This window comes from Bremerella cremea (genome assembly GCF_003335505.1).
GTDB lineage: Bacteria > Planctomycetota > Planctomycetia > Pirellulales > Pirellulaceae > Bremerella > Bremerella cremea_A.
In genome coordinates this window covers 1332220-1347426 of record NZ_QPEX01000010.1, presented here as the reverse complement: position 1 = coordinate 1347426, position 15207 = coordinate 1332220, and the positions used below count along the sequence as shown (strand labels likewise).

The 15207-nt window shown below is 52.6% G+C and carries 13 protein-coding genes; 2 read left to right on the top strand and 11 right to left on the bottom strand.

The annotated features are described in order from the left end of the window. Positions 1-33 precede the first annotated feature (33 nt). Positions 34-1263 (top strand): HEAT repeat domain-containing protein, encoded by a 1230-nt coding sequence (locus tag DTL42_RS06525; protein ID WP_114367838.1) that lies wholly within the window; start codon positions 34-36, stop codon positions 1261-1263. A gap of 11 nt (positions 1264-1274) precedes the next feature. On the opposite strand, the gene DTL42_RS06520 is transcribed toward DTL42_RS06525, so the two are convergent. The 10 genes from DTL42_RS06520 to DTL42_RS06475 all read right to left on the bottom strand — a co-directional run bounded on the left by DTL42_RS06520 (position 1275) and on the right by DTL42_RS06475 (position 12402). Further along, positions 1275-2189 (bottom strand): aminotransferase class IV, encoded by a 915-nt coding sequence (locus tag DTL42_RS06520; RefSeq protein WP_114367837.1) that lies wholly within the window; start codon positions 2187-2189, stop codon positions 1275-1277. 49 nt (positions 2190-2238) lie between these two features. Next, positions 2239-2472, bottom strand: a complete 234-nt coding sequence (locus DTL42_RS06515; RefSeq protein WP_114367836.1) for a FeoB-associated Cys-rich membrane protein — start codon at positions 2470-2472, stop codon at positions 2239-2241. Positions 2473-2536: 64 nt separating this feature from the next. After that, a complete protein-coding gene (feoB, locus tag DTL42_RS06510; RefSeq protein WP_114367835.1) occupies positions 2537-4753 on the bottom strand; it encodes a ferrous iron transport protein B in 2217 nt (738 codons plus the stop codon). A 91-nt stretch (positions 4754-4844) separates the two neighbouring features. Beyond that, positions 4845-5069, bottom strand: coding sequence for a FeoA family protein (locus tag DTL42_RS06505; protein ID WP_114367834.1), 225 nt, complete (start codon positions 5067-5069; stop codon positions 4845-4847). Next, positions 5063-5302 carry a FeoA family protein gene (locus DTL42_RS06500; protein WP_114367833.1) on the bottom strand — a complete coding sequence of 80 codons (240 nt, stop codon included), beginning with the start codon at positions 5300-5302 and terminating at the stop codon, positions 5063-5065. The genes DTL42_RS06505 and DTL42_RS06500 overlap by 7 nt, the downstream gene beginning before the upstream one ends. Positions 5303-5515: 213 nt before the next feature. Further along, positions 5516-6325, bottom strand: coding sequence for a transglutaminase-like domain-containing protein (locus DTL42_RS06495; protein ID WP_114367832.1), 810 nt, complete (start codon positions 6323-6325; stop codon positions 5516-5518). Between the two features lie 290 nt (positions 6326-6615). Next, entirely contained in the window at positions 6616-8319 is a 1704-nt protein-coding gene (locus tag DTL42_RS06490; protein ID WP_114367831.1) for an FAD-dependent oxidoreductase, read from the bottom strand. A 50-nt stretch (positions 8320-8369) separates the two neighbouring features. Beyond that, the gene (locus DTL42_RS06485; protein ID WP_114367830.1) at positions 8370-10133 is read right to left on the bottom strand and encodes an arylsulfatase; all 1764 of its coding nucleotides are present in this window, start codon (positions 10131-10133) and stop codon (positions 8370-8372) included. 393 nt (positions 10134-10526) lie between these two features. Next, the gene (locus tag DTL42_RS06480) at positions 10527-11513 is read right to left on the bottom strand and encodes a bestrophin family protein (protein WP_114367829.1); all 987 of its coding nucleotides are present in this window, start codon (positions 11511-11513) and stop codon (positions 10527-10529) included. 73 nt (positions 11514-11586) lie between these two features. Next, positions 11587-12402, bottom strand: a complete 816-nt coding sequence (locus DTL42_RS06475; RefSeq protein ID WP_114367828.1) for a universal stress protein — start codon at positions 12400-12402, stop codon at positions 11587-11589. A gap of 327 nt (positions 12403-12729) precedes the next feature. On the opposite strand from DTL42_RS06475, the gene nhaR reads away from it, so the two are divergent. Next, positions 12730-13692, top strand: a complete 963-nt coding sequence (gene nhaR, locus DTL42_RS06470) for a transcriptional activator NhaR (RefSeq protein ID WP_114367827.1) — start codon at positions 12730-12732, stop codon at positions 13690-13692. A gap of 444 nt (positions 13693-14136) precedes the next feature. On the opposite strand, the gene DTL42_RS06460 is transcribed toward nhaR, so the two are convergent. Beyond that, on the bottom strand, positions 14137-15135 hold the full coding sequence (locus tag DTL42_RS06460) for a glycoside hydrolase family 43 protein (protein WP_114367825.1): 999 nt from the start codon (positions 15133-15135) through the stop codon (positions 14137-14139). Positions 15136-15207 lie beyond the last annotated feature (72 nt).

Below are 15207 nucleotides of genomic sequence, written 5' to 3'. Positions count from 1 at the left end.
TTGTTCGAGACTATTTTCCCACCGACCTAATCTGTGACGCGTATTCACCGCTATCTTTCGTTTTGTACAGCAGCGATCGCATCGTTGGCGATCTTAGGGGGAAGTTGTGCAATCGCCCAGGCAGAAGTCTTTCATTTGGCCAGTGGCGGAACGCTAGAGGGAACGCTGCTTAATCCCGACCAATCGCCGCGAGTCACGTATGAAGTGCAGACCGAAAAAGGCAAGCTTGTCTTAGGGCGGTCGAGCGTACGAGACGTGGTAGCCTTCTCGGCTCAGTTGAAGCAGTACGAGACATTCTTGCCACGCATGCCCGACACCGTGGAAGGCCAGTTTCAAATGGCTCGTTGGTGCGAGCAAAATAATCTGCCGGAAAAGCGAGACTATCACCTCAACGAGATTCTTAAGCGCGAGCCTGACAACGTCGAGGCCCGCAAGGCTTTGGGGTACGAGAAGTTTCAAGGGAAGTGGATCATCCGCGACGAATGGAATCGCCAGCAAGGTTATGTTCGGTACGGCGGCGGCTGGCGATATCCGCAAGATATTAAAATGAGCGAACAGGAATCCGCCATCGAAGAAAAGCAAATCGAGTGGCGAAAACAAGTTCGCATCTGGCGAACCTGGCTGAAGCGAGGTGGCGATAGGGCCCAAGAAGCCGCAGCCGAGTTTCGCAAGATCAACGATCCGTATGCAGGGGTGGCGATTATCGACTTGTTGAAGGACGAGAAGAATTCTGCCGTCAAGCAATTACTGGTCGAAGCACTCACGAATATCAAAACACCAGAATCAACGACAACGCTTACGGAAATTGCGGCCAACGATCCGGACGAATCGATTCGTGATCAAGCCACGATTGGGCTGGAAAACCGGGACAATCGCCAGGCGGTCAATTACCTGATCTCAAAGCTGACCAGTTCTGACAACGAAACGGTCAACCGGGCCGCGATTGTCTTAGGCCGGTTAAAGAGTCCGGCTTCGGTACGTCCTTTGATTGACGCCTTGGTGACAACCCACAAAGAAACGATACAGTCTGGTGGTCAACCGGGACGCACGACGGCTGGTTTTGGCACCGGCGGTGGTGGGATGTCGTTTGGAACGCCCAAAGCTCAAGTCATCGAGCGAGATATCCAAAACCCAGGTGTTCGCCGCGCGTTGTTGGAAGTGATGGATGAAGGGGTCGACTTCCAGTACAACGAAGATGCCTGGAAAGTCTGGTACGCTAACAAGAAAATCCCGTTGAATGTCGATCTTCGCCGGGACGACTAACACGCGATCGGCTAGGAGTGATTCGCGAAGCGGATAGCTTGCTTGCGAATATCGAGCCCGACCATATCTTCCCAGGCCGCAATCAACCGCTTGTAAATCGGCCCTGGCTTGCCGACGCTGACGGGTTTTCCGTTCCATTGATTGCACGGCACAATACACGGAGAAGTGCTCGTCAACAATATTTCATCTGCCGTCCGGAAGTCTTCTGGCGTAAGTTGCCGGTGCGTAACCGGTATTGCCAATTGGTCTGCCAATTCGCACAGGGTGGCGATGCTAATGCCTGGCAGCACCAATTCCGCTGGAGGGAGTTCCAGGCCGGTATCTGGATGGTATTTCGCAATGTTAGCCGTGGTCGCTTCCATGACGTATCCGGCTTGATCAAGCAGTACGGCCCGCGAGGCCGGGTCTTGCTTTTTGGCTTCCAGGTCGGCCAGATAATAGTGAACACGTGATCGCACTTTGAGTTCGCGTGGCCAGCAATCTACGGGAACTTGGCGTGTCTCAGGAACGTAAAGCGCTTGTCCGTCTTCGTACAAGTGAGCGAATGTGTTGAAGGCGACCATTTGCGTATGAACGGCCAGACGCCCTGTTTTGTGTGGCTTGTAGGCTTGTTCCATCGGGCCAGGTGTGACGAAAATCGTCACGCCTAAGTCTGCTCCAGAGGGAAGCAGGGGGTGGTTGTGTTCAATTATCTGATGAACCACATCGGTCAACGATTCACGCGATTCGGGGGATTGAACATCAACGATCGACAAGCTTTGCCATAACCTGTCGAGGTGTTGCTCTAGACGAAAGATTTTGCCGTTGAAGGTGCGGAGCTGCTCGGCGATGGTGGTCCCTAGAACGAAGCCCGTGTCGTTAAGAGGGATCGTCAGTTCGCTATGAGGCTTCCATTTTCCTTCCCAATAGGCAATCGGCTGGGCCATGGAGATGTCCTTTCAAGGCGGCAAGGTGAAGACAATCCAAAATCAATCGTCATCCTTGCGAGCTTACCTCAGACCGATCTTTCGCGGTAGCGGGTGTTTCGTCTGGCGAAGGGGTGGTGGTTAATTGAATAAGGTTTTCTCCACCGGCGGTCTTCGAGCCGCACGAACCGCAGCCGCCACCACACGAGCCTCCGGCTGCCTTGGTGATGCCGCGATAGATGTTCCAAATCACGTAACCAACTGCCGCTGCAACGAGTCCTAGCACGAGCAGGTTTTGCCACATAATGAGTTAACTCCTTGGTGGGAATCGTTACGGTTGGACGCGTGGAGTCAACGTCCTGCAGTGGTTAGCTTAGCAGGAAGAACGCCGACACCTGATAGGTAACCAATGCCCCGAGATAGGCCAACACGGTCATGTACGAGAACGTAAAAATGGGCCACCGCCAACTGTTGGTTTCTCGCTTGATTACCGCCAAGGTAGCCGCACACTGGGCACACAAGGCGAAGAAAACCATGATCGATAACGCGACGGGAATGTTGAAAACGTTTTCTTCCGATTGGTGCCACTTGGCGTTTTTGATGGTATCTTTCAGCGACTCGGACTCTTCATCTTCCTCCCCACCCAGGTTATAGAGGACACCCATCGTGCTGATGATTACCTCGCGGGCTGGGAACGAAGCAATCGCTGCGCTGCCGATTTTCCAGTCCCAACCAAGTGGCTTAACAACCGGCTCGATCCAATGCCCGGCCATGCCGAGGAAGCTGTTGCGAAGCAGTTCGCCGTCGATCTCGTTTTGAATCTCGGCCAAGCGGTTATCGATCTGTTCGGCTTGCTGCTCGTCAGCTCCAGTACGCTGCTGTTTCAGTTGAGCGATTTCATCCGCAAACGGAGCTTCGACGCCGCTTTCGTTACGTGGAAAGTAAGAAAGGGCCCAGATGATCACGGTCATGGCAAAGATTAGCGTCCCGGCCCGTTTCACAAACGCCCATCCCTTTTCGACAACAACCCAAAACACGCCCGTGATTGAAGGAAGTTTGTAGGTGGGCAGTTCCATGACAAACGGAGGTGTCTCGCCAGGTAGAATCGTCTTGCGCAAGATAAACGCGACGCCCACCGCCGCCAAAATACCCAGCAGATACATGCTAAGCATCACCAGCACTTGCAATGGGAAAAAGCCCAGTAACGCTTCATCTGGAATAAATGCCCCGGTTAATAGCACATAAACGGGCATCCGCGCGCTGCAACTCATCAGTGGTGCAACCAGGATGGTAATCAAGCGATCGCGGCGGTTTTCGATGACGCGAGCCGCCATGATCCCGGGAATTGCACAGGCAAACGACGACAAAAGTGGAATGAACGACTTGCCGCTTAAGCCCACTTTGCTGAACAGCTTGTCCATCAGATAGGCCGCACGAGCCAAGTAGCCGCAGTCTTCCAAGATGGCGATAAAGAAGAACAAGATGCAGATCTGTGGCAAAAAGACGAGCACGCCTCCGACCCCTGCGATTACGCCGTCGGTCAGCAGCGATTTAAGGGCACCATCCGGCAGAACGGCGTTGACTCCGTTGGCGAGAAGCTCGAAACCATCTTCAATCAAGCCCATGAAGATGCCAGCCGAGTAATTACTGAACACGGCCATGAACATCAACGACATCACCAAGATGAAAAAGATCGTCCCAGCAATTTTATCGGTTAGAATTTGATCGAAACGGTCGGACCAGCTTACCTTGCGCGATGTTTCGCGTGTGACAATGCCATCGAGCGATTGTTGCACCCACTGGTATCGCGAGATCGCTTCAATCGCGGGAACGGGTTGCCCGATCTCGGCCAATTGATTGCGGGTTTCCACAATCCAATTGTGCAATTCATGGCCACCGTGCAGTAGTTCTGTTTCGAGGTAGCCGCTGGTATCGAGCAGCAAACGCTCGGCCAGGTAACGGGGAGCGTCTGGCGTTTGTGCTTGTAGCTTGGCGTTCAGTTGGGCGACCTTCTCCCGAAACTCTTCCGGAAACGGGCTCTGCGGTTCAATCGATTCCTGCCCAGAAAGTGAGACGATCGTTTCGCGTAAACGGTCCATCCCTCCGCGGCGATTCGCTTGGGTTGGCACGACCGGAATCTCGAGACGCTCTTGTAACTTCGCCCCGTCGATAGAGATGCCCTTCTCTTGAGCGATGTCGACCATGTTAAGCGCAACAATCATCGGCAAGCCAAGCTCTTTCACCTGACTGACAATGTAAAGGTTGCGTTCCAGGTTGCTCGCATCGACAATCACCAGCACAGCGTTAGGCTTGGCTTCGTTCGCTTGTCGGCCCAGTAGCACGTCGACGGTTACCATCTCATCTGGCGAACGCGGAGCCAAACTGTAGGTACCAGGCAGGTCGATTAAGGTGACCTTTTGTCCCTGGTAAGTGAAACTACCGTGCTTCTTCTCGACAGTCACGCCAGGATAGTTGCCGGTTTTTTGACGCACCCCAGACAACGCATGGAAGAGAGTCGATTTGCCGGTGTTCGGATTTCCGACCAGGGCAACATTTAAAGTGCGGGCAGGGGCGTCGACGGACATGCGGCAGGATTTACTGGGGAATACGGATTAAGGAATCAGCGGGTGATGCATTCGATAGCGATAATCGACATCGCAAACAGAGTAGCAGGCATTAACTTTCCAGCTTGACCAGATCGGCTTCGCTACGGCGCAAACTGAGACGATAACCGCGAATCTCGATCTCTAGGGGGTCACCAAAAGGAGCTGTGCCGACCAGTTTCACCTGGCATCCAGGGGTCATGCCCATTTCCATCAACCGGGTAGCGGCAACACTCGAACAATCGATCGAGGCAATCACGCCTTGCTCGCCGACTACCAACTCTGACAACTTCAACATCCCACCTTATCCGTGTTGACCAGAATATTGAGGATGTCCGACGGCCGAAAACAAAGCTTCGACTGCCCCACCCGAAGAATGCAGGGACTCCCACTTTGCAGCATCTCGATCTCGGTGCCATCGCGCAAACCGAGTTCGGCCATTCGCTTTACATCATCGCAACCGCCAATGATCTGCGAAATTCGAACCTTTGTGCCGGGGCGGACCATGCTGAGAGGAATATCGGGGAGCATATACGTTTCCTGCTAATTGAGAGCAATTCTCATTAATGAATCTTACCCGAGGTGATCCGTAGAAGCAAGGGTCACTATGGCAACTTGGGAGTGCTCCGCTTGATTGCGAGAAGGGGCTGTGCAATCAGAACGCCACCTGCGACGACGGAAGGGATTCCGCATCCTCTTTGCTGGATAGCGAATAGGGAAAGTCAATTCAATTTTGACGGGCAGCTAATCGACTTTGTCTGTCGAGACGACGAATTTCTTGAGTTCGCTTACACCAAAGGTGGTGGTTAACGCCACGTCAGCTGCGTCACGTCCACGCGCCATAAGGACTCGCCCAACGCGTGGCGTGTTATTGCGAGCATCAAACGTATACCATTGCCCGCCAAGATAGACCTCGAACCAGGCACTGAAGTCCATCGGGGCTGTGGTTGGTGGCACTTCAATATCGCCCAGATAACCGGTGCAATATCTTGCCGGAATGTTGCAATTGCGACAGAACGTGATGGCCAAGTGGGTATAGTCGCGACAGACACCGACTTTCTCTTGGTAGACATCGAGCGCTGTACGATTGGCGCTGGCCTGAAGATAATCGAATTGGATGTGATTATGCACGAAATCACAAATGGCCTGAACTCTGGCCCAGCCCGGAGCCGTCTGCCCAAAGAGCTGCCACGCGACATCTTTCAATTGGCTATCAACCTCGCAATAACGACTAGCCAAGAGGTAGACCAGCGTTTCATGGGGTAGATCTTGGACTTCCGCCTGAGTTGCTTGGGAAACCAAGAGATCAGGTAAACCGCAGTCTTCTACCAGGGCCGTATTGCGGAATTCAATTCTTCCTTGCGGCGCCACCACTCGGCCGCACCGGTTTCCGTACATGTCGTAGTACTCGGAAATCGGAAGATTGGGTGTTGTCCGGAGTTGATCGGGCTGTCGTGTTGTTAATTCGCGTGTTGGATGCAAATACAACATTAGCAACATGGGGGCCGGTTGCGGTAGTTCGAAGGCAATCTCGTAACCGACGCGAATGAGCATGGGCAGCCTGTTTGAGCCGAAAGGGATACAGCCTCACTCGTTCGAAGGAAACGAAACCTACTGCGATGCAAAGCTATTTTATCGGGAGACCCGATAGAGCTTTGCATCGTAGCAGGAACCAAGATGGAATCCGCGATAATTCGTGAGATGAACAGAAAAAGAAGCATTATTGATGCCTGCGCGTGGAATCCAGCAGGGAACGGGCCGCATTGACACGAATCCGGGGCTTGCGTTGGTCGTCCCTGTCGGGGTGCTGACGCAGACCTCAATAATTGCTAAGCAAACGCCCGTTATTCATCATTTGGGTAGGGCAGGGGCTTACCGCTCGCGACAAGTTGCTGGCCATCCTGGACGAGCTGCTTTTGCAAATCGGCATAGGAAAGATCCTGCACGGCAAGCTCTTGATCGATGGCCAGCGAAGCAGCCGTGGCGGCGCTTTGCCCTAAGATCATAAACACCGGCTCCATGCGGATGCTGCCGTAAGCAATGTGCGAACTTGAAAGGCAGACCGGCACCAACAGGTTCTCGGCTTCCCCTTTCTTCGGAACGATTGAGCGGTAGCTAATTGCATAGCTGCCTCCGGTGGCGACTTGCACGTCCCCTTCGTTTTGCACGGTTCCTTCTGCGGTGACGAAACGTTGTGTGTTGTGCGAGTCCATGTTATACGACCCAAGCCCCACGCTATCTTCACACAAACGAAGACGGCGACAATCGCTTTCGGTTTGAACGTAATCTGAAACCATACGGCGGGCTTCGCGGACATAGATTTGGTAAGGCCAGTGGTTGTTTTCCACAAACTCGTCTTTAGCTAGCCCCCACTTGGCCATGGCATCGCGGACCGATTGCGGGACGCGAGGATGATTGGCCAGGGTCCACATGAGCCCTTGCTGGTAAAGAGTGTGCTGCTGCAAGATCGCTTCCCGCTGCTCGTAGCTGGCTTCGGGATAGTCGTAGTTCATGCCGATGTTATCGGTCGAGAAAGCACCGTTGTTGTTGGTATCGGTCTTGCCATTCGGGGCCGGACCAGGATGCAGAGGCACGCGCAGGTCGCCCGCTTCGAAGTTGCGGAAGAGCAACTCGAACATCGCATCGTCGTAGCCTTCCGGTTTGGGAAACGGCACACGGTTCTCAGGAATACGCGACATGCACATGCGGTAGCAATAGGCTTGAATACGATTGTCGCCAGTTCCCTCTTCGCCAGGGCCGTTGTTATGCACGCCCCAAACTAAACCGCTCGTAGGGTCGCCCGGCTTCACATAGGGATCGACGGCAACACGGAACCGATGATTCTTGTTGTTCATCGCCACTTCAACGCCGTTGCCGATTTCACCATACTTCGCATTGCTTTCGCGACCAGTTGTAAAACTAACCCCTGCCGCAGCGAGAAGGTCGCCTTCGTAGGTTGCATCGATGAACATCTTGCCTGCGAATGTCTTGCCGGAAAGAGTTGTGATCGCCTTGATCTTCTGTCCATCCATTTGGACACCCTTTTCCCGGTGGAGAAATTCTCCGCGAAAAACGGGAAGCGAGTACTCTGCGACGAACGATTCAAACACTTTCTCAGCGACATGCGGTTCAAAGATCCACCATGTCTGATTGCTTTCATTCGAGGCACGCCGGGCTTCGGCTTGCGCCAGGAACTGCTGCTTGGCTTGGTGTTTCCAAGCATCCTCTTGGGCATAGTGTTGATAAACGCGGTGATAAAACTCTTGCGAGAGTCCGCCGATTGCATTTTGCCGACCGCTGTCGGTCAGACCGAGGCCGCTGCTAGAGAGCCCCCCCAGATGTTGATCGGGGCTGACCAACGCCACGCTTTTTCCCATTTGCTTGGCTTGCACGGCAGCAATCACGCCAGCACTTGTGCCGCCGTAGATGACTAAGTCGTACTGCTTGGTTTCTTGGGCCAATAAAGGACTTGGGGATGTCAGCACTGCGGCTGCCGCGAGCGACAAAGCCAGCAAGGTTCGAAAAAAAGTGGTTGAGAGGTTCTTCATAAGGCGTTAAGTATTCAAACGGAATAATAGAGAGAAATAGGGGGGAGAACCTATTGGCGATTGAGCCACACATAGCGAACTTCGATTGCTCCGCCGCCGGGAATCTTTGGGGCTGAGAGGGTCAACGTGCCATGCCCTTGTGGAAGTTCAAGTGTACCGAGCGAAAACGGTTTAAAGTCTTTCACGGGCGATTCGGCACCCCGATGGAAGCGATCACGTTCTGGGCCGTAGGCTGCGGGATCGTGAGCTTGGTTGATCGTTGCGGCTGTCTTCTGGCCAAGCAGTTCGGCTTGGATTTCGACGCCAACATTCTCAGTGGGACAAGTGTAATAAACAATCGCTTCATACGTGCCCGGCTCGCCAACTTCGACATCCCACGTAATCGTTCCTTCTGTGGTTTTCCAATCGGTAAAGTAAGAGCAATTAGGGGCGGGAGCACTCCGTTTGATTTCACCATGAGCGACACCATCGCGTGCGGGAAGCGGGGTACTGGCGGAATATCCTACTGTGAAAGGACGATGATCGTCCTTCGGCAACATCTCGGTGCGGTATTGTTGGGCGATTTGTTTCAGCTCTTGGGCGACGTCTGGATGCTGTTGAGAAACATCGTGTCGTTGTCCGATATCTTCGAGAATGTTGTACAACTTGCCGTCGTTATCGAGTCGATACGCTTGATTTCGCACGCTAATTTGATGGTTGCGGGAAGCGATCAGTGCTCGATCTGGCCAGGCAACTTCTTTGCCGGTTAGCAGTGGTTTTAAGCTGCGCCCATCAATCGGTTGGGGATACGTGGTTTCGATCCCGGCAAAATCTAACAACGTCGGGAGAAAATCGACGGCACCAGCAATTTCGCTGATTTGCGTTTCTGGTTTGATGGTGCCTGGATAACGAATGAAACAAGGAACCCGCGTTCCTCCTTCATCGATTGATCCTTTGCGTCCTTTCATGTCTCCATTCCAACGCCAACTATTGGGGCCGTTGTCGGAGAAATAGATAACGATGGTGTTCTTGGCCAAATCAAGATCGTCCAACGTTTTCAAGATTCTGCCGACGTTCCAATCGACATTTTCGCACATGGCCAAAGCGGCACGAGTCATTCCGACTTGTTCCTTTTCTGGATCACGATTTTTCATCGATGGATCCATATTGGCAAACTTGTCGTAATACTGGTCCGGTACCTGCATCGGAGAATGAGGTGTGCAGTAGGGAACGTAGCAAAAGAACGGCTTGTCTTGATTGGCTGCGATAAATTCGATCGCGTGGTTGGTCAAATCGTCGGTAATGTAACCCTCGCACCGGACCAGCGTGTTGTTGTGGTCTAGTTCCGGACTGAAGTAATGTCCCCAATGCCCTGAACAAAATCCGTAATACTCGTCGAAGCCACGAGCATTGGGATGATAAGGAAATTGCATTCCGTTGTGCCACTTCCCGAAAGCCCCCGTAGCGTAGCCCGCTTCCTTGAAATATTGGGCGATGGTTTTTTCGTCTAGGTTCAAGCGCTCTTGCCCGGTCGAAACACCACGGACACCGGTCCGACCATAGAATCTTCCGGTCAGCATTTCTGCCCGCGTTGGTGCGCACAAATGGCAAACATAAAACCAATCGAAGCGTGCCCCATCTTTCGCCAATTGATCGATGTTGGGTGTCGCAATGTTCTGATTGCCATGAATACTCAAATCCCCCCAACCTTGATCGTCGGCCAGGATCATCACGACGTTGGGACGCGAGGCGTCTGCGGCTAGGGTTGGAGTAACCAGGCATGTCGTGGTGGAGACGGATGTCAAAAGTGAAAGAAGCATCAAGAGGCGGGGCATGACGGTTCCTCAAATCAAGGTGGGAGAGGTGCGAACTGACTGCTATTGTCATCGCGCAGGATGCCCCGGTCAATTATTGCCTGCCTGTGCGAAAAATCTTGAATCAGAAGTTCGCTAGGTATATCCCAGTACTTCGGAGGGTTGCTCTATGGGATGGAAGGTGCTGGGTGTCGTAAGAAGACTTGGGGAAAACGCGACGAGGCTGATGAGGCGTTTCTATCGCAAAACGAAGCAGTGGGAGAAGTCTGCCCAGTTGAAGCATGTCTTCCCCCCCTGTTCGCTGCTCAGGCTCAAATAATTCGGTGGATATCTGCACGCTTAGTGCACGCGTCAAAGCCTAAGTATTTCACGCTTTTCGTTCGTCGCTCTGACCTGACAATGACATTGCACGCATTAATAGATATTTTGAAAAGCTATCGGTACTGGCTCTGGTGATGCGTGAGGAGCAATCGGCTTGGCTGCAGGTTGCGTGACGTGAGGTGGTGAGGCGGAATAGGGGATCATGGCTGGCAACTCGTCTATCGAAGCCATGACATTGCTCCGAATGGTTTCCGAAATTTGATCCAGCGGAAGATGATTCAAACGTTGTTCCGAGAATGGATTTTCCAGTTCTACGCCGATTTGATCTAAGGCCAAAAGGGGATAGGCAACAAGAAAGACAACGAGCGGAGTCAGCATTCCGGCCGCGTCGACAATTGCGATGGGCAGGAATAGCAAATAGAGAAACAGGAAGCGGCGAATCTTGATGGAGAACGCCTGAGCGAGTGGCGTTCGTAAGATCCGCTCGCAGCCGCCGATATGATCGATTAGCCTGGCTCGTTCGGCCTCTGCCTGCAGAAAGAAGAAACGGTCCATTTCGCCAGAAACAACTGCTTCCTTCAGCATGTTGGCAATGCGCCGGACGACATACATCGGCATGTGAGTGGTCTTGCTTAGCCGCTGAGGTTCTTCGGTACCGATGGTCTCGCTGAGTTTGGCTATTTCGTCAAACGAGTGTTCACCACGAAGACTATGGCAGCACGCTGGCGAGAACGTGGCTACCCAACGGGCATAGTTCTCTCGCCACTTCCGATCTTTGGGCCCATAGAGCATCCCGATCTGAGCTAAGTTGCGCGATTGGTTGACGATACCTCCCCAAATTTTTCGTGCTTCATACCACCGATCGTAGCCTGCATTGGTTCGTAAGACCAATAACAACGCCAAGACAACGCCAATGTATTCGTAATGGGCAGTTGCTAGGCCATTGTGGACTTGGAAGATGTCGAACAGCAGATAAACGGCGGCACCGAATAGCGTAAACCCTAGAAGTCGACCAGCAACGATTGGGGTTACGGATCCTCGTAGCTTAAATACTTCGACCCAAAAGTCTTCTCGAACCATGTTCTTCTTGTCTTTCGTTGGTTTGCGAACGTGTCCAATTGCCTGCCTGCGGTTGGTTTATCGCAGAAAACATTTACCCGACGAGATACAAGTCGTGTTTTGTTTTTTGCAGAATATCTAAAGGGGTAGCGCCGGTGAGTCGGCTCCAGAGTCCCAGGCTAGGCGGTATGCCTAAAACCAGCACATCGGCTTCCCATTTCTCGGCATAGGGAATCAAGACACGTCGAGCAGATCCTGACAGGCAACCCGTTTCCAGAGCGTCGCGTTGCGTTTGGCAGTAGTCACGCATCGAGCAAAACGCCAGCGACTTCTGATTCGCGGCCGCGCCAATGCCCAGCAAGCGACAGTGCGCATTTGGCAAGGGGTTTTGCGATAGGAACGTACGAATGGCCTGTGCGGAAGCGTCAGACCGGTCGTAAACAAGTAAGACTCTTTGCGGTTGAGTGGTTATTCCCCGTGAAATGTAATGGGGAAGGCGTGCTCTCGAAGTGAGCTCAAGATGTTGCCAAGAAGTCAGATCGTGAGAAAACGTTTGGCCCTGAGCCGGAAAGCAAGAAACAAGGAGATCGTGGTAATGCGACTCACGGACTAAACTTTCGATCGTTTCCCCAGCGGTTCCACGTGAAGTCACTTCAATGTCAAAACGCTCGCCGACTTCCATTAAATGATCGTGCGAGAAAGACTGCCGTAGTTCTAAGTGAGCTCGTTTGCTTGAAGCAGCCAACACATGGGCGGCTGAAACGATATTCTCAGTAGCAGACTCCTTAGGGGACAAAGCCGATTGCCCATGCAGTCGGGCGCGAGCATCTTGGGCGATACTCGCAGCCAACTCAATCGCTTTTTCGCTGCCGCTGCACCCGCTCAAGTGGATGAGTATGCTTTTCAGCATGGGCCCTCTTTCTGAACGTGATCTTGGTGACGTTGTTCGCCTGCAAACTTCTATTTGGTTTATACGTGTTTTGACTCCCTGCGGGCATAGTCATTCTTTCGTGGCTCGCTATCGAAAATTTCTATGCGAGCCGATCATTGAAGGGGGGTATTCATTTTTTCTATGTGAGTGAAAAATCTAGGGGGAAATAAAGGGTTAAACGGAGTGGAAATTGGCCGATTCCGGTGCTTGCTTGCTAGAATGTGACGCACTCTTCGCCTTGCCCGAGCGTAATGAGCTTACGAAAAACGCAATAATTGTCACGAACATGATGGACAAGTTGACTGCATGATTGATCGTTTACAGGATCTGAATTTCTTACATTTGTTCTACTTTTGGGTTGCTGTACGCCAAGGAAGTATCACGGCTGCTTGCGATCATCTGCATTTATCGCAGCCCACGGTTAGCGCTCAGATCAAGAAGCTCGAGAAATCGCTGGGGCACCAATTGTTCGATCGTAGTGGACGCGAGTTGCAACTGACCGAGGTTGGCTCGATGGTGATGGAGTATGCCGACGAAATATTTTCGACCGGTCGAGAGATGTTGGGCAGCCTTCGTGGAATGGAGGCAGAACAAACGCTGCGATTGAATGTCGGCGTGCCAACGTACGTGCCGAAGCTAATCACGTATCGGCTATTAGAAGTGGTGCTACGTTTACCGACGCCAGTTCAAATCGATTACCATCAAGCAAACATGGAAGATCTTATTGAGGGCTTAGTGCAACATCGGCACGATGTCATTATTTCGGATTGCCCGATTCCTTCATCCGGAAAGTTGAGCAGCTTTAACCATCCGCTTGGTGACTGCGCGATTGCCTTCCTCGCAATCAAGCCTCTGGCCGAGCAGCTTCGTGCTGACTTCCCGGCTTCTTTGAAACGAGCACCGCTGCTGCTGCCCTCGCCAAAAACGGCTATGCGTCGTAGCCTTGATCATTGGTTCGATCTGAATGGCATTAGCCCGACAGTTATCGCGCAGTTTGACGATAGTGCGATGCTTAAAGAATTTGGAAGTGGGGGGGCTGGCGTTTTTCCTGCGCCGGTCGCCGTGATCGATCGAGTTTTCAGTCAGTACAACGTGGAGCTAATCGGCACGTTGAAAGACGTGCGAAGTCATTTCTTCGCGATTACTGCCCAGCGAAAATTAATCCACCCGGCAGTCGTCGCGATTTCCGAAGAAGCCCCTAAAATCCTGCTCGATATTCGCGCCGGAAACAGCCTGTCAGAAAATCCAAAATCATCATCACTCGATTAGGTGTTTCGAGTTTTTGCTCGATGGATTTTAATCGCTCTCCGTTTTATGCTGCATGGTTCCGCCAGAGTTGTAAGCGATAAACGAGCCCCCCTAAATAATCTACGCGCGCGATTTCACGAAGAAATCTGGGACGTGCTAGACACGGAGTTGGAAGCAGGGCTTGGAGAGGCGGTGCTGGCCCAAGCTTTGCCTGGGGAGCCTGAAAACTATCAAGATCGGTTGCTACGACAGGCTTGAACGGGTTTTGGGGTTCTGTACCGAGAACCAGCAGGAAGAGCCTCTTCCGCACCCATGTTCACGAAGCCCTGTGGTGGAGGCAGGCGACAAGAAGCGGGCTCGTTTGAACTGCATGCTCCACTTCCGGCAGCAGGTTCCCTCGCGTCAGCATGAACAAGGGGACCGATGTCAGCCTCTGCCGGAAGTTGTCTTCGTGCCGTCGGTGGACTAGTCGTTCGAGGTCGTTGGCAACGGTCGAGCGGCCACTCCTTCATGCGTGATCTTAATCGGCTTGATGCGACCATTCTCGTCGAATTCCATCCGGTCGATGCAGGTCACCCGCGAGTTGCCGTCGGTTTCGCCAAGTGGGCGACGATGATAGACAGCGTAATACTCGTCGGTGCCTGGAATGTGAATGACCGAGTGATGGCCAGCACCGGTTGCGATTTTCGGGTCTTGTTGTAAGACCTTGCCAATTCGCTGAAAGGGACCGAACGGCGAATCTGCAATCGCATAGGCGACGCTGTAGTTTGGGCCAGTCCAGCCTCCTTCGGACCACATGAAATAGTACTTCCCGTCTCGTATGAACATGAACGGGCCTTCGACGTAACCTTCCGGGGTGATTTCTTGGAATGTAGTCCCGTCTTCAAATGGAATAAAACCGGTGAAGTCGTCGTTGAGTTGGGCAATGTTGCAGTGTCGCCAGCCACCATAAATCAGATAAAACTTGCCGTCCTGATCCTTGAAGACAAACTGATCGATTGGCTGAGCGCCGTTATGGAATTTGTCGATCAGTGGTTTGCCGAGATGATCGTGGAATGGCCCGGCAGGTTGGTCGGCAACGGCAACCCCAATGCCGCCGAGTTGGTCGTTATTCTGGATATCATTCGCCCCGAAGAAGAAATAGTACTTACCTTCTTTCTCGATGATCGAAGGGGCCCACATCGCGCGACGAGCCCACTTGATTGCCTGGGTGTCCAAAATTCGAGGGTGCTTGGTCCACGTCACCAGATCTTTCGACGAGAAGCAATCGAAAAATGTTTGCTGATCATAGGGGGCCGAGTACGTCGGATAGATCCAATAGGTATCACCAAAGACGATACCTTCTGGATCAGCATACCAACCTTTGAAGACAGGGTTGCCGGCATGCTCTTGCTGGTCTTGAGCTTGTGCAGAAGTTGTCAGGGTCACTAGCAAGAGCAAGATTGGAAAAAGAATGCGAGTCATGGTTTCTTCAAATGGCAAAGAGGGCTATCGAGAGTAACCATTTCATTCTATTCATCGATAGCCAAGGGAAAG